This window comes from Pedobacter sandarakinus (assembly GCF_026240095.1).
GTDB classification, from domain to species: Bacteria; Bacteroidota; Bacteroidia; order Sphingobacteriales; family Sphingobacteriaceae; genus Pedobacter; species Pedobacter sandarakinus.
The window spans coordinates 387,343-411,137 of record NZ_JAPIVG010000002.1; the positions used below are offsets into that span (position 1 = coordinate 387,343).

General features: G+C 37.6%; 25 protein-coding genes. 12 read left to right on the plus strand and 13 right to left on the minus strand.

Going from position 1 to position 23,795, the window contains the following annotated elements; genetic code table 11:
• Positions 1-62: 62 nt before the first annotated feature.
• The 3 genes from mgtE to OQ268_RS07265 form a co-directional block, all read right to left on the minus strand.
• A complete protein-coding gene (gene mgtE / locus OQ268_RS07255; RefSeq protein ID WP_265855452.1) occupies positions 63-1,412 on the minus strand; it encodes a magnesium transporter in 1,350 nt (449 codons plus the stop codon).
• A 61-nt stretch (positions 1,413-1,473) separates the two neighbouring features.
• Complete coding sequence (gene corA / locus OQ268_RS07260) at positions 1,474-2,595, minus strand: magnesium/cobalt transporter CorA (RefSeq protein ID WP_265855453.1); 1,122 nt, start codon at positions 2,593-2,595, stop codon at positions 1,474-1,476.
• A 1-nt stretch (position 2,596) separates the two neighbouring features.
• On the minus strand, positions 2,597-3,208 hold the full coding sequence (locus tag OQ268_RS07265; protein WP_265855454.1) for a WbqC family protein: 612 nt from the start codon (positions 3,206-3,208) through the stop codon (positions 2,597-2,599).
• Positions 3,209-3,247: 39 nt separating this feature from the next.
• Here OQ268_RS07265 and OQ268_RS07270 point away from each other — a divergent pair, with 39 nt between their 5' ends.
• A complete protein-coding gene (locus OQ268_RS07270; protein WP_265855455.1) occupies positions 3,248-4,129 on the plus strand; it encodes a lysophospholipid acyltransferase family protein in 882 nt (293 codons plus the stop codon).
• Positions 4,126-5,139, plus strand: a complete 1,014-nt coding sequence (locus tag OQ268_RS07275; RefSeq protein ID WP_265855456.1) for a glycosyltransferase family 2 protein — start codon at positions 4,126-4,128, stop codon at positions 5,137-5,139. The genes OQ268_RS07270 and OQ268_RS07275 overlap by 4 nt, the downstream gene beginning before the upstream one ends.
• Here the strand turns inward: OQ268_RS07275 and OQ268_RS07280 are convergent.
• Together OQ268_RS07280 and aroQ are read right to left on the minus strand one after the other, a co-directional pair.
• Positions 5,136-5,855: a peroxiredoxin family protein gene (locus OQ268_RS07280; RefSeq protein WP_265855457.1), complete on the minus strand. Its 720-nt coding sequence runs from the start codon at positions 5,853-5,855 to the stop codon at positions 5,136-5,138. The genes OQ268_RS07275 and OQ268_RS07280 overlap by 4 nt on opposite strands.
• Before the next feature lie 6 nt (positions 5,856-5,861).
• The gene (gene aroQ / locus OQ268_RS07285) at positions 5,862-6,275 is read right to left on the minus strand and encodes a type II 3-dehydroquinate dehydratase (RefSeq protein ID WP_265855458.1); all 414 of its coding nucleotides are present in this window, start codon (positions 6,273-6,275) and stop codon (positions 5,862-5,864) included.
• Positions 6,276-6,460: 185 nt separating this feature from the next.
• On the opposite strand from aroQ, the gene xerD reads away from it, so the two are divergent.
• On the plus strand, positions 6,461-7,360 hold the full coding sequence (gene xerD / locus OQ268_RS07290; RefSeq protein WP_265855710.1) for a site-specific tyrosine recombinase XerD: 900 nt from the start codon (positions 6,461-6,463) through the stop codon (positions 7,358-7,360).
• Here xerD and prmC read toward each other — a convergent pair.
• On the minus strand, positions 7,335-8,198 hold the full coding sequence (prmC, locus tag OQ268_RS07295; protein WP_265855459.1) for a peptide chain release factor N(5)-glutamine methyltransferase: 864 nt from the start codon (positions 8,196-8,198) through the stop codon (positions 7,335-7,337). The two genes, xerD and prmC, sit on opposite strands and share 26 nt — an antisense overlap.
• Before the next feature lie 81 nt (positions 8,199-8,279).
• On the opposite strand from prmC, the gene ribD reads away from it, so the two are divergent.
• The 4 genes from ribD to OQ268_RS07315 are packed head-to-tail and all read left to right on the plus strand — an operon-like array spanning position 8,280 to position 11,710.
• The gene (gene ribD / locus OQ268_RS07300) at positions 8,280-9,335 is read left to right on the plus strand and encodes a bifunctional diaminohydroxyphosphoribosylaminopyrimidine deaminase/5-amino-6-(5-phosphoribosylamino)uracil reductase RibD (RefSeq protein WP_265855460.1); all 1,056 of its coding nucleotides are present in this window, start codon (positions 8,280-8,282) and stop codon (positions 9,333-9,335) included.
• Positions 9,332-10,195 (plus strand): DMT family transporter, encoded by an 864-nt coding sequence (locus tag OQ268_RS07305; RefSeq protein WP_265855461.1) that lies wholly within the window; start codon positions 9,332-9,334, stop codon positions 10,193-10,195. Before ribD ends, OQ268_RS07305 begins: the two co-directional genes overlap by 4 nt.
• Positions 10,185-10,799 carry an IMPACT family protein gene (locus OQ268_RS07310; RefSeq protein WP_265855462.1) on the plus strand — a complete coding sequence of 205 codons (615 nt, stop codon included), beginning with the start codon at positions 10,185-10,187 and terminating at the stop codon, positions 10,797-10,799. The genes OQ268_RS07305 and OQ268_RS07310 overlap by 11 nt, the downstream gene beginning before the upstream one ends.
• 47 nt (positions 10,800-10,846) lie before the next feature.
• On the plus strand, positions 10,847-11,710 hold the full coding sequence (locus OQ268_RS07315; protein ID WP_265855463.1) for a nucleoside phosphorylase: 864 nt from the start codon (positions 10,847-10,849) through the stop codon (positions 11,708-11,710).
• Positions 11,711-11,775: 65 nt separating this feature from the next.
• Here OQ268_RS07315 and OQ268_RS07320 read toward each other — a convergent pair whose 3' ends face one another.
• Positions 11,776-12,171 (minus strand): DUF1398 domain-containing protein, encoded by a 396-nt coding sequence (locus OQ268_RS07320; protein ID WP_265855464.1) that lies wholly within the window; start codon positions 12,169-12,171, stop codon positions 11,776-11,778.
• 3 nt (positions 12,172-12,174) lie between these two features.
• Positions 12,175-13,224, minus strand: a complete 1,050-nt coding sequence (locus OQ268_RS07325) for an aldose epimerase family protein (RefSeq protein WP_265855465.1) — start codon at positions 13,222-13,224, stop codon at positions 12,175-12,177.
• 76 nt (positions 13,225-13,300) lie between these two features.
• On the opposite strand from OQ268_RS07325, the gene OQ268_RS07330 reads away from it, so the two are divergent.
• From OQ268_RS07330 to OQ268_RS07340, 3 genes are all read left to right on the plus strand, one after another.
• The gene (locus tag OQ268_RS07330) at positions 13,301-14,452 is read left to right on the plus strand and encodes a galactokinase (protein WP_265855466.1); all 1,152 of its coding nucleotides are present in this window, start codon (positions 13,301-13,303) and stop codon (positions 14,450-14,452) included.
• 20 nt (positions 14,453-14,472) lie between these two features.
• Positions 14,473-15,003, plus strand: a complete 531-nt coding sequence (locus OQ268_RS07335; protein WP_265855467.1) for an RNA methyltransferase — start codon at positions 14,473-14,475, stop codon at positions 15,001-15,003.
• Between the two features lie 435 nt (positions 15,004-15,438).
• A complete protein-coding gene (locus OQ268_RS07340; protein WP_265855468.1) occupies positions 15,439-16,722 on the plus strand; it encodes an OmpA family protein in 1,284 nt (427 codons plus the stop codon).
• A gap of 73 nt (positions 16,723-16,795) precedes the next feature.
• On the opposite strand, the gene OQ268_RS07345 is transcribed toward OQ268_RS07340, so the two are convergent.
• Positions 16,796-18,097: a DEAD/DEAH box helicase gene (locus OQ268_RS07345; protein ID WP_265855469.1), complete on the minus strand. Its 1,302-nt coding sequence runs from the start codon at positions 18,095-18,097 to the stop codon at positions 16,796-16,798.
• Positions 18,098-18,366: 269 nt separating this feature from the next.
• Here OQ268_RS07345 and OQ268_RS07350 point away from each other — a divergent pair, with 269 nt between their 5' ends.
• Positions 18,367-19,389 carry a S66 peptidase family protein gene (locus tag OQ268_RS07350; protein ID WP_265855470.1) on the plus strand — a complete coding sequence of 341 codons (1,023 nt, stop codon included), beginning with the start codon at positions 18,367-18,369 and terminating at the stop codon, positions 19,387-19,389.
• 5 nt (positions 19,390-19,394) lie between these two features.
• Here the strand turns inward: OQ268_RS07350 and OQ268_RS07355 are convergent, their stop codons facing one another.
• Positions 19,395-20,711 (minus strand): nicotinamide mononucleotide adenylyltransferase, encoded by a 1,317-nt coding sequence (locus OQ268_RS07355; RefSeq protein WP_265855471.1) that lies wholly within the window; start codon positions 20,709-20,711, stop codon positions 19,395-19,397.
• Between the two features lie 187 nt (positions 20,712-20,898).
• Entirely contained in the window at positions 20,899-21,333 is a 435-nt protein-coding gene (locus OQ268_RS07360) for an Hsp20/alpha crystallin family protein (RefSeq protein WP_265855472.1), read from the minus strand.
• A gap of 64 nt (positions 21,334-21,397) precedes the next feature.
• On the opposite strand from OQ268_RS07360, the gene OQ268_RS07365 reads away from it, so the two are divergent.
• Complete coding sequence (locus OQ268_RS07365) at positions 21,398-21,889, plus strand: acyl-CoA thioesterase (RefSeq protein WP_322973956.1); 492 nt, start codon at positions 21,398-21,400, stop codon at positions 21,887-21,889.
• A 42-nt stretch (positions 21,890-21,931) separates the two neighbouring features.
• On the opposite strand, the gene OQ268_RS07370 is transcribed toward OQ268_RS07365, so the two are convergent.
• Together OQ268_RS07370 and OQ268_RS07375 are read right to left on the minus strand one after the other, a co-directional pair.
• Positions 21,932-23,341 (minus strand): FAD-binding oxidoreductase, encoded by a 1,410-nt coding sequence (locus OQ268_RS07370; RefSeq protein WP_265855474.1) that lies wholly within the window; start codon positions 23,339-23,341, stop codon positions 21,932-21,934.
• 6 nt (positions 23,342-23,347) lie between these two features.
• A complete protein-coding gene (locus OQ268_RS07375) occupies positions 23,348-23,710 on the minus strand; it encodes a dihydroneopterin aldolase (protein WP_265855475.1) in 363 nt (120 codons plus the stop codon).
• Positions 23,711-23,795: the final 85 nt, after the last annotated feature.

A 23,795-nucleotide genomic window follows, 5' to 3' on the forward strand; every position in this document is an offset into this window, starting at 1 on the left:
CAGATTTTTAGGATTTAGGTTTTATAAACTTTGTTAGCTACGGCTGTTATCATACAGCTATGTTATAATAATAATTTGCTGGCAAGACCCAATATTAGCAGGAAGCCAAAAACATCGGTAAAAGTAGTAATAATAATAGATGATGCAATGGCTGGATCGATTCCAACTCGTTTGAGAATAAGTGGAATACCCGTACCAGTGATACCTGCAATGATTAGATTGCCCGTCATAGCCAGAAAGATAACCAAGCCGAGCATAGGATTGCCATCAAAAAAATAAGCGAAAATAAATACAATTAAACCGTTAACCGCACCATTGATTAAGCCTACGGTAAATTCTTTTAACACCGTTCTGTAAGCCTGTTTATCCGTTAGATCGTAAAGCGAAATACGCCTAACAGTTACGGCAAGTGCCTGAGTAGCAGCATTACCGCCCATGCCTGCTATTATTGTCATGTATGCTGCAAGAGATGGAATCAATTTTATGGTTGGATCGAATGAACGCACTACAGATGATGCCAAAAACGCGGTACCTAGATTGATAATTAACCATGGCAGACGTGACTTTACCGCTTCAATCCAATTACCACTCAACTCTTCATCTTCCGATACCCCGGAGATTTTTAGGATGTCTTCCGTGCTTTCGGCTTCTAAAACGTCAATAACGTCATCAAAAGTAATCCTACCCAATAGTTTTTGATAATCATCAATAACAGGAATACTAGTTAGATTATATTGTGAAATTAAATTTGCGACTTCTTCCTGGTCTGTATTTGGATGTACATATACAGCATCAGCATTAACCAACTCTGTCAATTTTGCATTGTGCTTCGCCTTTATAATGTCTTTAAGCGAAACAATTCCCTTAAAAATCTCTTCATCGTCAACTACGTAGATGGTATAAAATTCTTCCATCTCTTCGCTTTGGCGGATAATTTCATCTATGGCATCTTTTTTTGTAAGGTTGATATTTACACAGATTAACTCAGTGTTCATTAACCCCCCAGCGGTTTTTTCGTCGTAAGTTAAAAGGTTTCTAATTTCTGATGCATGCTCATCCTGGAGGTCTTCCAGAATTTCATTCTGTTCATGGTCTTCAAGTTGGGAAATGATGTCTGTTGCATCATCATAGTCAAGCTCTTCAACAATCTCTGTACGTTTATCTGGATGGAGCTGAAATAGTAAGTCTTCGGGATGCGATTCCTCGTCCATTTCAGAGATAATCTCGGAGGCAATTTCTGCGGGTAGGATATTGATGATATGTTGCTGTTCAGATTTATCTAAACGCTCAAATAAAATTGCAATCTCCGAAGCATGATATTCTGACAGTACCAGTTGGAGGGTTTCATCACCAGCTGATATTGCGCTCTTTACTTTCTGGACATCTCTTTTGTCTATTTCGAATGACTGCATGTATAACCCAACTAAAAACGCTTAAAGCTACCAAAATAAATAGTTTAACCGAACCATTTATTTATTTAAACCAACCCCTGCGCCAAAAATAAATAACCTGAACAATTGCGATGATGCCCATCACAACCCAAGTCCATATATAACCGTTAGGGCTATATAATTCAGGCATATTGTGCGGGAGCACTTTACCGGTTGCGGGGTCTTCCCTGCTAAAATTCATTCCGTAAATACCGGCGATAAAGGTAAGGGGAATAAATATCGACGATATGATGGTCAATACTTTCATGATTTCATTCATCCGGTTACTAATGATAGACAGATTCATATCAATATTGGCGGATGCAATTTCTTTAAGCGACTCAATAAAATCAATAATTTGAATACAGTGGTCGTAAGCATCTTTGATATAGGTTTTCGTAAGGTCAGATATTAAAACGCTATCCGTTCGGATCAAATCATTAAGTTTATCTCGCTCTGGCCAGGCAACTTTTCTAATTGTAATTAACGATCGCTTTATGGCTTGCGTGTCATACATAATTCGCCTATCCGGATTGTCGAACAAACGATCCTCAATGGCGTCCAATTCTTCACCCCAAAAATTTAAAAGCGAGAAATAGTTGTCTACAATCACATCCATGATAGCATACATCAGATAACTACTTCCAGCAATTCTGATATTACCTTTACCAACCTCGAGTCTTTTTCTTACAGGTTCAAAGCAATCGGCATAAGTTTCCTGGAAGGTAATTAAAGTGCGCTCAGATAGAATGAATGAAACCTGATCGTTGCATAAGATATTATTTTCCCCAAGGTAAAGGTGTCGGCTTACAGAAAAAATGTATTTATCGTTGTCATATTCATCTAACTTTGGCCTTTGGTAAGAACTGGTTATATCTTCAAGTACCAAACGACTAATGTCGAATTTCGCATACAAAGTCTCAAACATACCATTATCGCCCAAGCCTTTAATATCAAACCAATAATTAAAATCTGTATTGGCTACCAGCTTGTCAATATTACTAATATCGTCAAGGATCTCATTTTTATAAGATTTTTGATTATAAGTGTGCAATACAATTTGCGGTTTTAGCGCATCCTGATCTATTTCATATAAGCCCGGGCTAGTGCCAGGCGCTGGAACTTTGTAGTGTTTATGTCGATTACGAGGCTTGTTTTTTCCCATTTTACAAATACAATTTAGCTTGTGGACCTTGGTTGAACAGCAGATCTACAACGCTTAAGTTAGGGAGAAACTGATGTCTGTCTTCAAAGACCTGATAGTAAGGCTTATTGTTTACTACTTCATCCATTTTTTTAGGATTCATCATCCCCCTAAAATCCAATTCTAAAGCTACATCATCGCTGTAGTCTTCGGTAACGTTAAAGGTAGTCGACAGCTTAAGTTTTTTTCCGAGCCACAGTAAAAGCTCCATATTGTAATCAAATAGAAATTCAAATCTCTCATTATAAAACCGAGCCAGCTCATCTTCATAGAATTCAAAGTAAGCTGAACTTCGATAGCACGTTTCTAAACTCAACCAATGTAGGCGTTGCCATTTAAAATCGTAACTGATGCGTACATCTTTCATTTTAGTATGAGTTTTAGCACCTTTAACTACAGGTACGGTTAAATCTAGCTTACCGTTTGGTGAATAAATGCTTGCCCTGTTCCGGTACGTTTGCTTGGCCAAATGCTCATGTTTTTCGATCAAAAACCGATCGCCCATTGCTTGTACGGTGCTAAAATAACCAACTGGAGGTAGATAAAATAATGGAAGTATTGCTAGATTCTGCATTTGAAAATTTATGTTTGTAGCCGAAACGTTTTAAAAATAATGATTAAAAGAGGAATTGCGCATCTGGGCGTGTTTTTTTTATGCCTGCTGTCGCTCCTTCCGCTGGAAGTACTATTATTTTTTGCAAGATTACTATATTATATCCTTTATTACGTTATTGGCTATAGAAAAAAAACAGTTCGCCAAAATTTGATAAATTCTTTTCCAGAAAAGTCGCTAGATGATATTCTTGACATTGAGAAAAAATTTTTCAAATACCTTGCTGACCTTATCTTCGAGATCATCAAAATGAATTCCATTTCGAAACAGGAAGCAAACAAACGGGTTACTTTTAGTGGACTGGATCATCTGGAAAGCTATTTTAAAGCAGGCAGCAGTGTTCTAGCATGCACCGGGCACTATGGCAACTGGGAGCTTGGCACTTTAGCATTAGGGCTAAATATTTCTGCCAAAACGATGGTCATTTACAAGCCCATCAATAACAAAATTTTCGAAAGTTGGTTTGATCAGCTCCGCACGAAATATGGCAATATTTTTATTTCTATGCGGCAAACATTACGGGGAATTGCAGCTTATAAAAATGAGCCAACATTGCTTTGCTTTGCTAGCGACCAAGCACCTACCAGGGAAGAGACTAAGTATTTCCTAGACTTTCTCCATCAGCCTACAGCTGCATTGCTTGGTGTAGAGAAAATAGCGAAATCTACTAATCGACCAGTATTTTATTTCAAAGTTACGGTTCCAAAAAGAGGTTATTACCATGTGGAAGTAATACCAATGTGTTTAAGCCCTGCCCATACAGTTGATCATGAAATCACTAAATTGCACTTTCAATTTTTGGAAGATATTATAAAAGAACAACCCCAATATTGGCTCTGGAGCCATAAGCGGTGGAAATTTAAACCCGATTTATACGCATGAAGCCATCAGTAGCCGTTGTGATTCTAAACTGGAATGGAAAACCATTTTTGCAACAATTTTTACCAGGGGTTTTAGATTCCGAATATGATAACTTACAGGTGGTTGTTGGCGATAATGCTTCTACTGATGATTCTGTAGTATTCTTAACCGAAAATTTTCCCTCTGTAAGGGTTATTAAAAATGATCTGAACTATGGTTTTGCCGGAGGCTACAATAAAGTATTAGAACAAGTTGAGGCTGATTACTTTATTCTCCTTAATTCCGATGTAGAAGTAACCCCCAATTGGATTGCTCCAGTAATTGATTTAATGGAGCTCGATCCTGCGATTGCTGCTGCACAGCCAAAAATTAAAGCTTTCAATAATAAAAATCAATTTGAATATGCAGGTGCTGCAGGGGGATATTTAGACATTTATGCCTATCCCTTTTGCCGCGGTCGTTTATTTAATGTTTATGAATTCGACCAGGGACAGTATGACCAGCAATCTGAAGTATTTTGGGCCAGTGGTGCAGCATTTTTTATCAAACGGAAATGCTGGCAAGAAGCAGGTGGTTTAGATGCCGATCTTTTTGCTCATATGGAAGAGATTGATTTATGCTGGCGCTTGAAAAATTTAAAATACAAGGTAATGTATTGTCCTGATGCTACAGTTTACCATGTTGGAGGCGGTACATTACAAACTGAAAATCCTTTCAAAACCTATCTTAACTTTAGAAATAATTTAATTATCATGCAGAAAAACCTTCCTGCAGGTGATGCTGTTTTTAGAATTTTTCTGAGAATGTGTATAGATTTTATTGCCTGGTGGCATTTTCTACTAACAGGCAAACCTAAATTTACCATGGCGGTAACCAAGGGGCACTGGCATTTTATTAAATCCATAACTAAAACAAATGCAAAAAGGAATGTTTATCAAAAACCTTTTGCCACACACGCTGGTGTGTACAAAAACAGCGTAGTATGGGCATTTTTTATCAAAAAAGTTCGATACTTTTCTAAATTGTCTTAATGTGCTAAGGATTCATCCACCGCTTTTTTAATCCAATATCCGGTGCTTGGCGAAAGGCCAACGCTACTAAACTTGATTTGGTTATTTTTATCGACCACAATCGTTGTCGGATATCGGTCAACATTATAATTTTTGGCAAGCGCTCTTGCGTCAGCAACTACATTAAATTGAAAAGGTGTGTTCTTAAGAAAGGCAATAATCTCATCCTTGCTATTATTGCAAAAGGAAATCATAATAACGGAATCATTGTCTCCAAATTCTTGATGAAGGTTATTCAACTGCGGGATTTGCATGTTACTTACAGAACCATCTACAAACCAAAAGTTAAGTACTAGCGTTTTGCCAGCTAAATTTTTAAGGTCATGTTTTTTTCCATTTATATCGGTAACCTTTACGCCATTGAACGTTTCATCAATAACAAATGCGGCACTAGGTTTTGGTTTTGGCATGCGTTCAAAATATGCAGCTTTTTCCGATTCCTTTAACTCAACAATCATGTATTCTTTCTGCCCGTTTTCGGTTAGCGTATTCCTATTTTTAAGGGCATAATTGCCGGTCTGCATTAATTTATTCCAGACTTTATAGGTATAAACCATACCATCTTCCCCCCTAACTACAGATTCTGGATTAATTGTGTTGCGGTTATTTCCTTGCTCTTGAGCGCATGCAAACGAGGAAATAACAATAAAAAAGATAGAGAGCGTCTTTGTTAGCATATCAATTTACATTAAGCTTTCGATTGCAAGGCGGTAGCCCTTCATACCAAAGCCGGTTAACACACCTTTGCAGTTTTTACCTGTTAGCGAAACATGTCTAAATTCTTCTCTCGCATAGATATTTGATATATGTACCTCAACCACAGGTGTTTTGATGGCTGCAATTGCATCAGCTATGGCAACGGAAGTGTGGGTGTAGCCTCCAGCATTTAGGATAATTCCATCGAAAGTAAATCCTACTTCATGCAATTTATTAATGAGTTCCCCTTCAATATTGCTTTGAAAGTAAGAGATCGACAGCGAGGGATATATTTGTTTTAACTCTTTGATATAATCTTCGATACTCGTATTGCCATAAATTGATGGCTCTCTAACACCTAAAAGGTTTAAATTTGGACCGTTAATGATTTGTATTTGCATGTTGTATTGATCTATAATTGCCAGTTCAAGATGATTTCATTCGAGAACTATTACTTTACAATAATACAAATTGATATTAAAATTTATTGTTAAACTTTCTATCATTGTTCATATTTCTAGCCGTACCAAACCAAGATTAACTATCTTTGATTGCGGATTAACTATTATAAACATTCATTTTATCTATTGTGTGGCAATCATACCTGAAAGGATTTAAGTCTTACCTAAAATTAGAACGGTCATTATCGGGAAATTCAATTGATGCATATCTGAGCGACATAGATAAACTCATTCAGTATTTCCAATCGCAACAGTTGGCACCTTCCCTGCCGCAGATTACTTCTGATGATTTAAAAACATTTCTTAGTTGGATTAACGAGTTAGGGATGGTTGCCAGCACCCAAGCCAGAATAATATCTGGGCTGAAAGCATTTTTTACATACTTGATGTTAGAAGAAGTTATAGATCGCAACCCGACAGAATTGATCGAGGCTCCAAGATCAAGTAGAAAATTACCGGATACGCTAAACATTCATGAAATTAATGCCTTGATTGATGCGATTGATATGTCTACGCCAGAGGGGATGCGCAATAAAGGCATTATGGAGGTTTTATACGGATGCGGTTTGCGGGTTACCGAACTTACGGAACTCAGAATATCAAATCTATATCCGCAGATTGAGTTTATAAAAGTAATTGGAAAAGGAAATAAAGAACGCCTGGTACCAATTGGCAGCGTTGCACTAAAGTATATCGACCTATACTTGACGAGCGTTCGGGTGCATCTAAACATCAAAAAAGGAAATGAGGATTATATTTTTCTTAATCGCTTTGGCGCAAAACTTTCTCGCATTTCTATCTTCAATATAATTAAAGTATTGGCGCAGGTAATAGGTTTAAAAAAAAATATCAGTCCGCATACCTTCCGCCATTCATTTGCAACACATTTGATAGAAGGTGGCGCAGATTTAAGAGCGGTACAAGAAATGTTAGGACATTCGAGCATTACGACTACTGAAATCTACACCCATCTGGATCGAGATTATCTTAGGGAAGTAATTACGCAGTTTCATCCCCGATCATAGCCAAAATCATTCTGTCTTTACCTTGCATATCTTTTCTTAAAGTTATGTTTTTGAAACCTTTAGCTGATAACATCTCAATTGTATCAGCAGCTAAATACTCATTAATCTCCAGGTATAATTTTCCATTATCTTCAAGGTTTTTACATGCAAAATCTGCAATGGCATGGTAGAAAACGAGTGGGTTTTCATCGCTTACGAATAGTGCAAGGTGTGGTTCATGCGCAAGTACATTTCTGTGCATATCTGCTTTTTCCAATGCCCTAACATAAGGCGGATTACTGACGATAATATCGAATTTATCCAAAGTCTCAAATTTTCTTATATCCCCTGATATAAAATTTATTGAAACACCCATCGCATTTGCATTTTCCTGGGCCACTGCAAGGGCCTTTTTAGAAACATCTAACGAAGAAACATCGCAATTAGGTAGGAACTTTTTCAGTGAAATGGGAATGCATCCTGAACCGGTCCCGATATCAATGATTTTTAAAATAGAACCGCTCATATTTAAGTGATCAGTAATTATCCAATCTACCAGTTCCTCAGTTTCAGACCTGGGGATGAGCACATTCTCGTTCACTTTGAAAACAGCGCCATAGAAATGAGCTTCGCCCAAAATATACTGTATGGGTTTTCCGCTGGATAGATCTTCAAGAATAGCCAGCATTTTTTGGAGATCTACTGGGCCAATGAATTCGGGCTTTATCAACTTCAACTTCAAAGCAGACACCTTTAAAACATGCTCTGCTGCAAAGCTGAATAAAGTTTGTGCCTCCTCTTCACTGTATTCTGAAGCCAATGCTACAATGTATTTCTGTTCAAGTTCGCCGATATTCATTGCTGTAAAATTACTTATTTGAGATGATAACAATCCTATCATTTGATCATCTATCAGGCATTTTTTGTTACTTTTGCGCTAATGAGCGATGAATTTTATATCAATCGATGCCTGGAGCTGGCAGCCATAGGTATGGGCAAGGTAAGTCCCAATCCAATGGTTGGCTGCGTAATTGTAGTCAGAGATAAAATTATTGGAGAAGGCTATCATCAACAATATGGCCAGCCGCATGCCGAACCCAATGCGATAAAAGCAGTTTTCGATCGTTACGGTAATGATGCGCCCAATTTATTGAAGGATGCTACGGCATACGTAAATCTTGAGCCATGTGCGCACTTTGGTAAAACGCCGCCTTGTGCCGATTTGTTGGTAAAGCATCGACTTAAGAAAGTAGTTATTGGAAACCGCGACCCCTTCGTTGGCGTGGATGGCAAGGGAATTGAAAAACTTCGGCATGCCGGTATAGTGGTAGCAAGCGGTGTATTAGATGATGCGTGCAAACATTTCAATCGCCGTTTTTTTACAAGGGTAGTTAAACAGCGACCATACATCATTCTCAAATGGGCTGAAACTGCAAATGGATATTTTGCAACACCAAACGGACATCAAAAGTGGATAAGTGGGACACTATCTAAAAAACTTGCTCACCAGTGGCGAACCGAAGAGGATGCGATTTTAATTGGCAAACAGACCGCTCTTATGGATAACCCACAACTAACTTCACGAGAATTTCCTGGGAAAAATCCAGTTCGGCTTGTTATCGATCGCAATTTGCAGGTCCCACAGGGGAATCACATTTTCAATGGAGAAGCAAAAACCATTATTTTTAACGAGCATAAAACAGCTGTTGTAGAGAATATCCACTATATCCAAATGGAAGATATGCAGTTTTATCTTGCGCAAAAAATAGCGTTTCAACTTTATCTCATGGATATCCAATCGGTAATTGTCGAAGGTGGTGCCATCCTTTTAACACAATTTCTCAATCATAACCTTTGGGATGAGGCAAGGATCTTCAGGTCTTCTGACAGCTGGACAGATGGAATTTCCTCACCCGTTATTAAAGGTAATTTGATCGAACGTGTACAGCTTTCAAAAGACGAACTTTCTATTTATATGAATCACGCAAACAGATGATATACATATTACTAAGCGTTTTTTGTAGTGTAACTGTAGCTGTATTCCTGAAATTGGGTAAACGTTATAACATCAGTATCATCCAAGCTGTTACAATTAACTATCTTACAGCATTAGGGCTTTGTTTGGTATTTTTTAAGCCAAGCATTTCAAGTGAGATTTCAAGTTCGCCTTGGCATATCTATATTGGATTAGCGATCCTGCTACCATCCATATTTCTCGTATTGGCAGCCTCGGTGAAGCACATTGGAATCGTGAAAACCGATATTGCCCAACGCTTGTCGCTATTTATTCCCATTTTGGCGGCATATTTTATTTTTGGGGAATCATTCAATATTTACAAAATCATCGGTTTGCTGGTAGGCTTCACAGCTATTATTTTAACCTTGGCAAGGAAATCAAAGAAAGAAGATAATCAAAGAAGTTGGCTACTTCCGATAGTTGTTTTCTTAGGTTTTGGAATTATTGATATACTTTTCAAACAAATTGCACTATATAAAGCAATTCCTTACACAACCTCTCTTTTCGTCGTTTTCTGTCTATCTTTCTTAGTAGCACTTATCATTACCATCTATATGTTGGTATCGGGCATGGCGAAGCTGCAATTAGTGAATATAGCCTGTGGCTTTCTCTTGGGAATTTTCAACTTCGGGAATATTCTTTTTTATCTCAAGGCACATCAGGCGTTGCCCAAAAATCCCTCTACCGTATTTGCGGCAATGAATTTAGGCGTAATTATGGTTGGAAGCTTGGTTGGTATTTTGGTATTTAAAGAAAGAGTCAATAAACTAAATTATGTTGGTATTGCTTTGGCGCTTGTGGCCATTGTATTAATAAAAATTTCGCAGGATGCTTTTTGATGATACTTACAGAACTATAATAGATACATCTGAAGGGGTTTATCGTGATAAGGGTAGTAAATTTCTAGCATACGGGTATCCTTTTAAGAGCGAGACTGAATTAAAACCAATTATTGCAAACCTACGGAATGACCATGCCAAAGCGAGGCATTTTTGCTACGCCTATCGGCTCACACCCGATCGATCTGTTTTTAGAGTAAATGATGATGGTGAACCTTCAGGAACTGCCGGTCGCCCCATCTTAAATTGTTTGCTTTCTGAAGATGTTACCAACATCCTGGTAGTCGTTGTGCGCTATTTTGGTGGCACGTTACTAGGTGTGCCGGGTTTAATTAATGCATATAAAAACGCTACAGTTAATGCGTTATCGTCAAGCAAAGTTGTTAGCAAAACCGTAAATGATGTTTACGAAATAGCTTTCGAATACATTTTAATGAACGATGTTATGAAGTTGATCAAAGATGAGGAACTTCATGTTTTATCTCAAAATTTCGATATCAAATGCACCATTATGTTCGAAGTTCGTAAATCGCAATTAAACCAAGTTATGGCAAAATTTAGTAAATTAGAACACACCAAGCTTAGGTATTTGCATACTATCTAGACGCCTAAATTTCGTTGTATAACAGTGAATAACCTTATCATTAACTTATGAAAATTTCGGAAAGTGATCTCATTATTAATCCAGATGGGAGTATTTACCATCTTAATCTCCTGCCGGAAGATGTTGCAGAAACTGTAATTACTGTTGGCGATCCCGATCGTGTTGCAGAAGTAAGTAAGTATTTTGATAGTATAACACTTAAAAAAGGGAAACGCGAATTTATCACCCATACAGGTTACATAGGCAAGAAACGCTTGACCGTAATTTCAACAGGTATTGGTACCGATAATATAGACATTGTGTTGAATGAATTGGATGCTTTAGTTAATATCGACTTCCAGAGCAGAACAGTAAAAAATAAGCTTACCTCTTTAAACATCATTCGCATTGGCACTTCTGGCGCAGTTCAATCAGATCTTCCCATGGGAACCATAATGGCCTCTTCATACGGTTTAGGTATGGATGCATTGATGAGTTATTACAGGTACGAACTATCTCAGGAAGAAAAAAGAATAATGGTAGATGTGGCAGATCACTTTAATAAGATTGAAGGAATAAAGCCTTACCTAACCGCGGCTGGTAGTAGTCTTTTAGATGGCGTTGGTAAAGGTTTACCTACAGGAATCACTGCGACTGCTCCAGGCTTTTATGCACCTCAAGGACGGTTAGTAAGGGCGGAAAATGCCGTTCCTGGATTTATTAACCTCATCAATACCTTTAGAAGCGGCGAATTAAGAATAACCAATCTGGAAATGGAAACAGCGGGCATCTATGCTTTAGCCAAGGCTTTAGGCCACCAGGCACTTTCCATAAATGCCATCTTAGCAAGCAGGGTTAACTTTGAATTTAGTAAAAACCCAAATGAAATTGTAGATCGAGCCATAAAACTCGTGCTGGAAAGGATTTGCTAGATAATTAAGTACTAATAATGTTTAGCTTGTTGATAATCAATATACTTCCTAATTATCGCATGAATTTAAACATGAGGTATTTGTTCCTGAACTAATTCTTCAGCCTGGCTGGTAAGATAGGTACATGTCATGGCATTCAGATCTATAACCCACTTCTCTACCCCTGCATCAGCTGCTTGCTTGCAGAACGTGAAATAATCTGTCTGTCCTTGTTGGTGTATGTTCAATGCGTGAGACAGTTTATCTTTAGAAACCTCATCGTTGACTACAAGGGATGGGTAATCTTGCGGGCTTATTTGTTGAACATTATCTTCATCATCAAAATAGATAGATAAACCGGTTGATACATACACATCGTTTCTAACCACACCTAGTGTCTTCAGTTCTGCTATAAACTTCGGGAAATCCGTTCCTGTTTTAATTTTATTTTCGGCAGCTTTAATATCCTCGATTGAAAACATAGTTTATTTATTTAAAGAGACTTTATAAATTGTGGTTTGAGTGTATAAATCCTCAGGTGCTAACACCGTACTGGGGAAGCCTGGAATGTTGATGGCATTAGGGTGATGTTGGGTCTCTACACAAAAAGCATCGAACCCAGTATATTCCCGCCCACCTTTGGCATGCTTAACCCGCAAGTATTTTGATGTATATAAATGGGCTACGGGCTCTGTGGTATAAACACTTAACATTAATCCACTATGTTCTTCTGTGACTTTACTGGCTAATGTGAGCTCACCATAGGTTTTATCCAATACAAATGTTTGGTCGTAACCTTCGCCCTCATCCCAGTCTTTACCAATTGGTTTTAAAGTGGTAAAATCCAACGGCGTATCTTTAACCGGGATAAGTTTACCTGTTACACAATAATTTTCATCCTGTTCCAGAAAGTTCGATCCAAATATTTGTAGTTGATGATCTTTTACATTTCCTCCCGCAGGTGAGAGGTTGAAGTAGCCGTGATGAGTTAGATTTATGGGTGTTGCTTGATCAGTTTCTGCCTCATAACTTAAAATAAGTTCATCATTTTCTGTAAGTTCGAAAGTGAGTTCAACCAATAAATTGCCTGGAAAGTTTTCCTCACCCGCTACACTTTCGTACTGTAATGTAACGCTGTTAGAATTATTTTCTCCAACCTCTATTACCTCCCATACTTTTTTATCAAATCCTACAACCCCTCCATGTAGGGTATCGGTACCTGTGGTCTTGGCTAATTGATAAGATTTGCCTTCAAGTGTAAATTGCCCATCTTTAATCCGGTTGGCATAGCGTCCTACAACGGCGCCCACGTAGGCTCCATTGGCAATATAAGCAGGGTCCAAATACCCTCCAAAATCATCAAATCCCAATACAATATCCTGCTTTTCTCCACTGGCGTTTTCCACGATGAATTTGTTAATGATTGCACCATAATTGAATATTTTAACGTAAGTGCCTCTGCTATTGGTTAGCTCGATGGCTATTACTTCTTCGCCATCAATAATTTTACCTGTTGGTATTTGCTGAACGCTCATAAATTGTAACTTAGTGCTTTTGTTTGCATAGCAAACATACCAATATTACTTGCTTTTAATAAATATTTTTAACCAAATGGAAATTAACCTTCAAGAAAAATTTGCCGAACAATATTACAAAAATGCTGATGCTGTTTATTTTACACCAGGTAGGGTAAACTTAATAGGTGAACATATTGATTATAACGGGGGCCTGGTTATGCCTTGCGCTATTACTTTGGGAACCTGGCTTGCCATTGCTCCGAATACAGAAGGGAAATTTAGATTTAAAAGTGTAAATTTTGAGGAGTTTGTTGAAGCAGATACGAAATCAACGTACAGTAAAAACGGGGGGTTATGGAGCAATTATCCGCTTGGTATTATTAATGAATTTGTTAAAGATGGTAAGGATATTTCTGGTATGGATTTTCTATTTTACGGCAATATCCCTATTGGCTCTGGTTTATCTTCATCGGCCTCTATTGAGATTGCTACCGCATTTGCACTTAACGACTATTTAAATCTTGGCTATGATAAGTTAGATCTGGTAAAAATTGCCAAAAGCGTTGAGAACAATTTCATCGGACTAAATTCGGGTATAATGGATCAGTTTGCCGTTGCATTCGGAGAAAAGGATAAAGCTATTGTATTGGATTGCGAAACATTAAAATATAAAATGGTTGATGTTAATCTTGGAAATTACGTACTTGCCATCATTAATACAAACAAGCCACGCGAATTGGCAGATTCAAAATATAATGAGCGGGTGGCCGAATGCCAATCTGCTTTGCAACTGCTAAACAAAGAAATCAAATTAAATAATTTATGCGAATTGAATGCAGAGAAATTCGCACTCCACAGTCACCTAATTGAGGATAAAACCATCTTAGACCGGGCTACACACGTGGTTAAAGAGAACGATCGGGTACATATGGCGGCCAAAGCATTAAATACCGGCGGCCTGCAGGAGTTTGGTCGGTTGATGTATGCCTCCCATCAATCGCTAAGAACACTTTACGAGGTTAGCGGACCAGAATTGGATGCGGTTGTCGACTTTTGTTATACCTACCCAAATGTTATAGGGGCACGTATGACAGGTGCTGGTTTCGGAGGATGTGCCATCGCATTGCTTGAAAAGGGTTTCGAAGAAGATTTTGCTAAACATCTCACCGACTATTACGTCGCAAAAATTGGCTATCCAGCGGCAATATATATTAGCCAAATTGGCAACGGCCCGGTTAAACTTTAGACCATACCAGCAATAAAGATATGAGGAAATTGAAATTAGATGAGCTGAATCGCTTGGATGTTGAAGAGTTTAAGGCGCAAGATAAACTGCCGGTAGTAGCGGTGCTTGATAATGTTAGGAGCATGCATAATGTTGGTTCTATCTTCCGTACAGCCGATGGTTTTGCATTGGAACAGGTAATTCTTTGTGGCATTACGGCCCAGCCACCACACCGCGAAATCGAAAAAACAGCATTGGGTGCAACCCAGTCTGTAGCATGGTCGCATTATGCCGACACTTTGTCTGCTATCGAATCCTTGCGTGCTGAAGGATACGAAATTATTGCTATTGAACAGGCAGAAAATAGCACCATGCTAAATACTTTTACTCCCGACCAGAACAAAAAATACGCCCTGATATTTGGTAATGAAGTTGATGGCGTGAGCGATGATGTGATGCATACCATCGACGCCTGTATCGAAATTCCCCAGTTTGGAACGAAACATTCATTTAATATTGTAATTTCAGCTGGTATCGTATTTTGGGATTTCTTCGCAAAACTGAAATTATAACCCGGAATCACAAGATTAATTCTAGCATTAATAGCGCTTATCTATTCAATTTTGGTATCAAAGTTATCTTGTGTTTTAATCATTTTCTTAATCATGATCTATATTTTCACGGATACTTGGCGCAAGCGCTTGATAACTGCTTATTAAATAACCCGCATTAAGCATTAAAAAACTGAATCTTCACGCAATACAGATAGAATTTGCTCGATCAATAGTATTCTAGCTTTAGATGTTAGGTAAATTGTATAGAATAAAATACACTTTTTGATTTAATTTCCTATCTACGGTAACATTATTGTGAAATATTTTATTTTTCGTAATCTTTTGATTTATTGGATGTTGAAGTAATCTTAATTCTTTTGGCAGGGTTTTTTCTTATAAGCACGAAACAGTAACCTAATAAAACTGTTAAGTGATTATTAATAAAAAATAAAAATGAATACGAGAATTACAAAATCAACAATGTTGGTTGCTTTACTAAGCTTATCATCACAATTATTTGCACAAGAAACACCTACCCCATCTGGGAGATTTGGTAAACAATCTTTAAGGACATGGAGCGTTGGTGCACACGGAGGTATCTTAAGTCAAAACACTTTCTTAGGCGGAACAAGCGTTAGAGCAGACGAATTCAAAAGCTTCGGTTACGGTGCTTTTCTTAAAAAGCAAATTTTACCTGCTTTAGGTTTGCAAGCCGACTTTCTACGTGGTGAAATGAAAACCTTTGTTACACCTGCAAACGTTGTACAAAAAAACAGTATCAATTGGTCTGGGTCATTAACAGCCGTATTAAACATCGCAAACTTCAGCTTGAATACTGAAAATGCAGTTCTAATTCCATATGTTAAAGCTGGTGCTGGTTACATGTCTTCAGATTCTGAAGTTGGAGCTACGCAAGTTTTCCAGGATAGAGAAGGATGGTATATCCCAACAGGAGTTGGATTTAAATTTGGTGTTGCAAAAGGTATCAACATCGATTTAGGTTATGATATCAATTTTATCAAATCATCTCCAACGGTTAAGAATGCTTATCTAGAGAACAGATTTTCTTACTCACACGTAGGTCTTGAACTTGCTCTTGGAGATAAAGAAAAATCGCAACTGCAAAACTATAGCGCAATTGCAGATCTTCGTAAACAAAGTGCAGAAGAAAGTGCAGAGTTAAGAAGAGCATTATCTACAGCAGAGCAAAATGCACAACGTGATAGAGATCAATACGCAAAAGACATGGCTGATGATGATGCTGATGGCGTAGCAAACAAATTTGATAAATGTGCCGGTACTGCAGCTGGAACAGTAGTTGATGGTTCAGGTTGTCCTTTAGCAGCACCAAAACCTCAAATTATTAAAGAAACTACTGTTATTACTGAAGCTGACCGTAAAGTTGTAAAAGATGCAATTGCTAACTTAGAATTTGATTTAGGAAAAGCTACAATTCGTTCTAAATCTTACTCATCTCTAAACCGCGTAGCAAGTTTATTAACAGAAAAGAACTTCAGCTTAAAATTAGCTGGTCACACAGATATTACAGGATCAAGAGAATTGAACTTACGTTTATCTAAAGAAAGAGCTGAGTCTGTAAAAGCTTATTTAGTTTCTCAAGGTGCAAATGCATCGAGAATTGAAGCTACAGGTTACGGACCTGATCAACCAATTGCTACAAATAAAACAGCAGCTGGTCGTCAAGAAAACCGTCGTGTAGAGTTTACACTTTATTAGTCGACAGTACGATTACAAAAAAGGCTCCCGATTTTCATCGGGAGCCTTTTTTTTGATAAAAAAATATTGGCAATTAGGAAAGGCCTTTTTTATTTTTATAAGTCATTTTTGCTTTAGTGCCTGCGCTGTAATTATAGTTTTTTAAGTTACTGGCTTTTTTTTCATGGAAAGCAGCTCCCCTGTCTCCAGCCAATTCATCATCGTCTTTCTTTTTCTTTTTAGACTTGGGGGCAACATCAACTACTTTTAAATCATCTGGCAAATCAATTACATCCATTCTGTGGCCGATGGCTTGCTCTATTTTCTTCACTTCTCCTAACTCAATATCTGTTGAAAAAGTAATTGCTACAACCTCACTGCTCTCATCATTTTTAACAATTCGTTGGATAAACATTTCTTTCTGTTCTGGCAATTCGAAATGAATGATAAATGGTATACCTTGAATATCCAAATCTCCAAGGTTCTCATTAGCCACTATAAGTATTCTCGATTCAGCGTTAGCTTTGAAATCTTCAATATCATCATAACCTTGATCATCAAAAAATAAAGGTTTATAGATAGCGATTTCGTTCTCTTTTTGGTGGTTAAAATTTTTGAAAACAGTTTGCGCTGTTAAACGTGTATTTACAAATATGATGACTTTATCGAAAAAATCGACATCATCAAGAAGTAGAGTAAGTAAGTTGAGCTTTGTTCTAAAATTGGGAACCAAATATAACATCTGAGGATAAACTTCAGCCTGTTTTTCGCCTATCTCATCAACTGTTATTGTTGCGGTGGCGTCTTTCATAAATGGCGCTAACATGTGATTGAGTTTCTCGTGTATCACTTCCGTAAATACTACATGCTGAGACTTGTATGCGCTGTTAGCAAGCTCAACAACAGGTAATTGCAAACCTTTCTTTACTATTAACTCGGCATTATCAACGATAAATAACTGAATTTTGTTCGTATTTAGAGCTAATTTTAGATAGAGCGCACGGGCACGATCTGGAACGGCAACTATAATATCGCAACCATCTGTTATTTCGTTCATCTGTGATTCTACCGCTCCACGACTATCGATCCCCAAAATTCTGAATGTATTGTTCCTATTTAATAAAGTAAACTGGGCGATTACATGATCTACATGTTCTGCATCAGGAACGAGTATCAAAGCCCGCGGCGCCTCTTCAAAGGCATATTTTAACTTCATTAACGTTGCCAAAACATACGTTGTTGTTTTTCCTGATCCTTCTGGCCCTATGGCAATCACATCCTGACCACCTAAAATCCGCGACATCGTCCTGATTTGAATCTCTTTGGGAGTTAAAAATCCTGCTTCAGTCATCGCAGCTACAAGTGGTTTACTAAGTTTTAATTTATCTAATGACACGTCTTCTCGTTTTGGAATTGCAAATATCTTTAAAATAATTAAGCTTTTAGCAAATTCATCTTCCAGATAGGAAAACTGTTATTGATGTTATTTTAATCTCGAGAAAACATTTTACTCAGTTTTAGGTTTTTAATACAATTCACATTATACTAATCTATTACAGATTAATTTGTTTGGTTTAAAAAAGGGATTTATGGATATAAATCCCTTTTATTTTTAACAGGCTGATTAAACCTTATATTAGCGTTTTAAGTTTACCAATTTTACTGATGAACAGAAAACTTTTCCTTTCTTCATTTGCAGCAGCCACTACCTTACTGCCTTGTTTTAAAACTTTTGCCAATATCACCGCAACTGAAAACCTCACTTTCAAAATACCACCGTATTTACAACCTGGAGACACGATTGGTATTACAAGCCCGGCGGGTTATATTACGCTAGCCCAGATTCAATCTTCAGTAATAGAAATGGAGCGTTGGGGTTTCAAAGTTAAAATTGGAGAAACCATTGGTAAAAAGGATTTTACTTACGGTGGAACCGACGATGAGCGGTTAAAAGACTTTCAATCGATGTTAGATGACCCAAATATCACGGCGATCATGTGTGCACGGGGTGGTTATGGTTTTGTTAGGATTATTGACCGTTTAAATTTTGAAAACTTTGCCAGAAGGCCGAAATGGATTATTGGTTTTAGCGATATAACGGTATTGCACTGTCATTTATCTGCGAACCATCATGTGGCGTCTATCCATTCTAAAATGTGCAATAGCTTTCCTGATGATTGGGAAAACGCTGATCAAACACAAATGGAAACCATATTGTCAATCAAGAATGCTTTAACTGGAACAGCTTTGGGTTATAACGCACCCCCAAACATCAATAATAGAACGGGAAAATCTTCAGGGATTTTAGTTGGTGGCAATCTAAGTATTATCGAAACTTTAGCTGGTAGTGTGTCTGACTTAGATACGGCACATAAAATTTTGTTCATAGAAGATACAGGTGAATATCTTTACAGTATCGATCGAATGCTTTGGAATCTAAAACGTAGCGGTAAGCTATCAAACCTAAAGGGCTTAATTGTTGGCGGATTCAAAGTTAAGCCTGATGATGTTGGCGAGGAATTCGGAAAGGATATTTATGAAATTGTGAACGAAAAAGTTCAAGATTATCAATACCCTGTTGCATTCGACTTTCCAGTTGGCCACCAAAGAAACAATTTCGCGTTAAGATGCGGCACTGCCCATTCGTTGTTGGTAGATGAATCAGGAACGAAGCTTATTGCAACGTAAATATGCTAAGCTGTTTTTACTTCATCTTCAGCATAATCTTCCACATCAGTAATGTATTTGTTAATTAACAGAAAATCGAACAAAGGTTTAGCTTCGGCCGTAACAGGCATATTTGAAGTTGTGATGACCTGGCTCGTCTTTTTGTCTAAAAAAGGATATGCAAATAGCCTCACATTAGTATTAAACATATCATTTACATAACTTAACAATTGGCCCGAGTAGTTCTCTCCTTTAAAATTAGTAGAGTTAAATACAAATTTCAAGTTATTAATATTTGTTGCTAACCCAACGCTTTTAGGCTTACATCTTGCTAAATATTTCGCTAACCGATTGTGTCTGGTGAAGTTAGAAACAATTACAATATTGCCGGTATCACACATTTCCTGAGCACGCTTAGCTACAAGTTCCAAGTCGATATCATCTGGCGTATCTTTATCATCAGTTAAAACATTCGTTAACAAAACTTCAATCATCATGGCTAAATTTCCATCTTGCACATTGTTGGTACGCACAAACTGATCTGTAGCCTTGTTAAATAAATTGAAGTTTGGTAATGATTTCTGACCATACTTGGTTCTCAAGATCATGATGTCTTTCTTATACAACAAATCCTTTGCCTGCCTTGGATGAGCATCGGTATCGAAAATTGCTGCTGCAGAGAAATCCTTCATGATCATATACAGGTTAAGCAGAATATTGTCTACACCAGGAAAGGCGGGGCCCTTTACTGAAATCAAATCGATTTCTACTGAGCCAATAGTAAGGTTGTCAGCTAACGATTCTACCATCAATTTGGGATCATTATTATGATGAAACGCGGCATAAACAAGATTTACACCAATAATGCCCAAAACGCGTTGTTGCATATTTACATCTGTATCGAGCAACCTTACGTGGAAAAAAATCTCATTTGGTAAGCCACCAGGTTTATCCTGGAAACGAATGCCCACCCAACCGTGGGGCTCGTTTGTTCGTTTGTAGTTAAGTGTGGTCACTGTATCAGCGAATGCAAAAAAAGTACGGCTTTCATACTTCTCGCCAGATAGTCGCTCAGTTAACAATCCAAATTCATGATCGAGCATCCGCAACAATCTGTTCTGCGACACATATCTACCATTCGTTTCAGCACCATAGATGGCATCGCTAAAAGTCATATCGTATGCAGACATCGTTTTCGCAACTGTTCCAGATGCCGCTCCAGCGTTAAAAAAATTTCTTGAAACCTCCTGCCCTGCTCCTATTTCGGCGAAGGTGCCGTAAATACGTGGATCAAGATTTATTTTTAATGCTTTACGTTTTGTATCTAGAATTTCTCGTACCATGCCGCAAAAGTACAAAATTGCATCAGTAGTTCAATTGCAAATGGTCCATTTGTTATGGTTAAACACCGATTATGCTGATAAAGTAAGGGATAGCATTAACAAATAAGGTTAGCAACATCCGTTACTAACCTTAAAAAAACCTAAACTTAAACTATTATGAAAACCCTCTCTTGATGATATTTTAAAATTATGAAACCACAATTTCTTTGTGTTGTATTTTGGCTTCATCTTTTTTGCCAACAATAACGTTTAGAATACCATTCTTATAAGCCGCTTCGATGTTTTCGCCATCGGCAGTTTCTGGTAAAGTAAATGATTTGGCAAACGAACTATAGTCGAATTCCTTTCTACTAAAATCTTTGGTTTGTTGTTGATCATCCTTTTTAACTTCTGCCCAAACAGAAAGTGTATTTTTCTTAAGGTTAATTTGGAAATCTTCCTTGTTTAACCCGGGGGCAGCAAGTTCAATTATGTATGCCTTTTCCGTTTCGTATAAGTTCACGTTAGGTGAATGGGCAACCATTTTATTTTTTGTAATGGCATCGCTAAACAATGAATCAAAAACATTGTTAAAGTAAGGAGCTGTGTTGCGGGTTCTGTTGTTAAAATTTACTAGTGTCATATCGCTAATTTTTATTTTTTCAATTGATACTAATCGATATTCAACTTATATACCAAACCAAATTATGATGATTTTGAAGACATTATGGCAAAATATTTCTAAAAATAAAGACAAATTGACAGATGATTTAACTTTTTCGAGCAATTTTAACTACAAAACGAATATACATACCCGGTTTGTAGATTTTGATTTGATGGGCCATGTAAATAATTCAGTTTACTTTACCTATCTAGAAATAGCCAGAACGAACTACTGGGAGGAGATTATCAGGTGGGATTGGAAGAAGACTGGGATTGTGATTGCACACGCGGAAATGGATTATATTTTACCGATCTTGATGAATGACCGGATTGCCATCCATATACGAACGTCAAGAATTGGGAGTTCGAGTTTCGACTTAGATTACCAAATAGTGAAGGTTAAAGGAACGGAAGAAGTAATCTGTAGCAAAGGAAAAACCGTTTGCATAGCCATTGACTATGCAACAAAAAAACCCACAGGGGTTCCGGAAGCCGAAAAGCAAAAAATGATCGGGTTTGAGCAATTGAGCGCATAATTTCAGCTGCGCATATTTAATTATGCGCAGCTATGATCTTTGCTAGTTTATGTCTGGCGTAATCTTACCAGGATTTAAGATTCCCTTTGGATCAAAAACCGCTTTGATCCCACGCATCAAGTTAAGATGTATTTCAGAATACTTTATCGGCATAAAATCTTTCTGTACCAAGCCAATACCGTGCTCACCCGATAGGGTTCCACCGAGGGCCGTGGTAAGTTCAAAAATTTCTTCGATGCCAAATTTTAATTTATTCTGCCAATCTTCATCACTCATTCCTGCTTTAATAATGTTTACATGAAGATTTCCGTCACCCGCATGGCCATAACAAACGCTCTCGAAACCATATTTTGCCCCAATTTCTTTGATGCCATTTATTAATTTCGGAAGCGCTGCCCGAGGTACCACCGTATCCTCTTCCTTATACACGGAATTGGCTTTTACAGATTCAGCCATAGTTCTACGCATCCGCCACAACTCTTCCTTTTGAGATGCCGTATCAGCAAATAATACCTCTGTACAATGATGTTCCTCAAGTACAATGTTGGTTTTTTCACAATTTTTGAAGATATCATCTAAATCATCGCCATCAAATTCAATCATTAATAAAGCCGCTACATCATCCTTTAAGTCAAACTTCACATCATCGAACTTTATAACCCACTCTACCCCTTTACGTTCCATGAACTCTAAAGCAGACGGCGATACTCCTGCTCTAAAAATAGCAGATACAGCTGCACAAGCATCCTCGTTTGTAGAAAATGAGCCCATCATCAAAACAGATTGAGAAGGGTTTGGCAAAAGCTTCGTCACAATTTTGGTCACAACTGCCAGGGTTCCTTCAGAACCAATCATCATTTGCGTAAGATTGTATCCCGAGGCGTACTTCAAAGTGTTAGCTCCAGTCCAGATAATTTCTCCGTTAGGTAAAACAACCTCTAAATTTAAAATGTATTCTCGAATGGTGCCATATTTTACTACTCTGGGGCCGCCAGAACCATGTGCAACATTTCCTCCAATAAAACAACTCCCCTTACTGCTGGGATCTACCGGGTAAAGCAAACCTTTGTCTGCAACAGTATTAATGAATTCCTCAGTAATCACTCCGGGTTCTACTGTAGCCTGTAGGTTCTCCGTATCTATTTCTATAATCGCTTTGAACTTTTCCATCGACAAACAAATGCCGCCATAGATTGGGAGCGCAGCTCCACTTAGTCCTGTTCCGCCACCTCTTGGTGTAACAGGTATGTGGCGACTATTACAGATTTTCAGTAATGCGGAAATGTCTTGCGGACTTGTCGGCTTAACAACAATTTCAGGTTGATATCGTAAGTCTTCGGTTTCGTCGTGGCTATAATAATCGAGGCTTTCAATATCCGTGAAAACTTTCTCTGCGCCTATTGCGTTCTTAATTTCTGTTAATATTTCTGACGTTATTTTAGTAAAGTTCATTGCGGTTTATTTATGATAAGATAATGTAACATTAGAACAGCCGACCTGCCCAGGCATAGGTGGATTCAATTTTTTAATACTTACATTAATTGCATCTAAAAATGGGTATAACTCTATTACCCGGGCTATGATGTTGTGCAAAACAGTTTCTAATAGTTTTTGCGTTTTATTCATCTCTGTTAAAATAACATGATTCAGATCTTCATAATTCACTGTTTGCGAAATTTCGTCATCAAAACCTAATGGCGTGCATTCAGTTGATAAATCTACAATAAAATTATTGCCAATAATTTGCTCCTCTGGATAAAATCCGTGTAGGGCAAAGCACTTTACATCATTCAACGCGACGATCTGTTTCAAATTCTTCATTTAGCAACTTTGATTAGCAAAATTAAATTTTTATTGATGAATACAATGGCCATTGTGGTAAATTGTTACCTTTGAAATTAATCAA

Bases quoted from the DNA above. Each gene is read 5' to 3' on its own strand.
- OQ268_RS07305 (WP_265855461.1), top strand. From the start codon at position 9,332: ATGATATACATATTACTAAGCGTTTTTTGTAGTGTAACTGTAGCTGTA.
- OQ268_RS07270 (WP_265855455.1), top strand. From the start codon at position 3,248: ATGATTAAAAGAGGAATTGCGCATCTGGGCGTGTTTTTTTTATGCCTG.
- OQ268_RS07275 (WP_265855456.1), top strand. From the start codon at position 4,126: ATGAAGCCATCAGTAGCCGTTGTGATTCTAAACTGGAATGGAAAACCA.
- OQ268_RS07370 (WP_265855474.1), bottom strand. From the start codon at position 23,341: ATGAACTTTACTAAAATAACGTCAGAAATATTAACAGAAATTAAGAAC.
- OQ268_RS07340 (WP_265855468.1), top strand. From the start codon at position 15,439: ATGAATACGAGAATTACAAAATCAACAATGTTGGTTGCTTTACTAAGC.
- OQ268_RS07375 (WP_265855475.1), bottom strand. From the start codon at position 23,710: ATGAAGAATTTGAAACAGATCGTCGCGTTGAATGATGTAAAGTGCTTT.
- OQ268_RS07360 (WP_265855472.1), bottom strand. From the start codon at position 21,333: ATGACACTAGTAAATTTTAACAACAGAACCCGCAACACAGCTCCTTAC.
- OQ268_RS07355 (WP_265855471.1), bottom strand. From the start codon at position 20,711: ATGGTACGAGAAATTCTAGATACAAAACGTAAAGCATTAAAAATAAAT.
- corA (WP_265855453.1), bottom strand. From the start codon at position 2,595: ATGGGAAAAAACAAGCCTCGTAATCGACATAAACACTACAAAGTTCCA.
- aroQ (WP_265855458.1), bottom strand. From the start codon at position 6,275: ATGCAAATACAAATCATTAACGGTCCAAATTTAAACCTTTTAGGTGTT.
- OQ268_RS07265 (WP_265855454.1), bottom strand. From the start codon at position 3,208: ATGCAGAATCTAGCAATACTTCCATTATTTTATCTACCTCCAGTTGGT.
- prmC (WP_265855459.1), bottom strand. From the start codon at position 8,198: ATGAATATCGGCGAACTTGAACAGAAATACATTGTAGCATTGGCTTCA.
- OQ268_RS07310 (WP_265855462.1), top strand. From the start codon at position 10,185: ATGCTTTTTGATGATACTTACAGAACTATAATAGATACATCTGAAGGG.
- OQ268_RS07365 (WP_322973956.1), top strand. From the start codon at position 21,398: ATGATGATTTTGAAGACATTATGGCAAAATATTTCTAAAAATAAAGAC.
- OQ268_RS07325 (WP_265855465.1), bottom strand. From the start codon at position 13,224: ATGAGCGTTCAGCAAATACCAACAGGTAAAATTATTGATGGCGAAGAA.
- OQ268_RS07320 (WP_265855464.1), bottom strand. From the start codon at position 12,171: ATGTTTTCAATCGAGGATATTAAAGCTGCCGAAAATAAAATTAAAACA.
- mgtE (WP_265855452.1), bottom strand. From the start codon at position 1,412: ATGCAGTCATTCGAAATAGACAAAAGAGATGTCCAGAAAGTAAAGAGC.
- OQ268_RS07335 (WP_265855467.1), top strand. From the start codon at position 14,473: ATGAGGAAATTGAAATTAGATGAGCTGAATCGCTTGGATGTTGAAGAG.
- OQ268_RS07280 (WP_265855457.1), bottom strand. From the start codon at position 5,855: ATGCTAACAAAGACGCTCTCTATCTTTTTTATTGTTATTTCCTCGTTT.
- OQ268_RS07330 (WP_265855466.1), top strand. From the start codon at position 13,301: ATGGAAATTAACCTTCAAGAAAAATTTGCCGAACAATATTACAAAAAT.
- OQ268_RS07350 (WP_265855470.1), top strand. From the start codon at position 18,367: ATGAACAGAAAACTTTTCCTTTCTTCATTTGCAGCAGCCACTACCTTA.
- ribD (WP_265855460.1), top strand. From the start codon at position 8,280: ATGAGCGATGAATTTTATATCAATCGATGCCTGGAGCTGGCAGCCATA.
- OQ268_RS07315 (WP_265855463.1), top strand. From the start codon at position 10,847: ATGAAAATTTCGGAAAGTGATCTCATTATTAATCCAGATGGGAGTATT.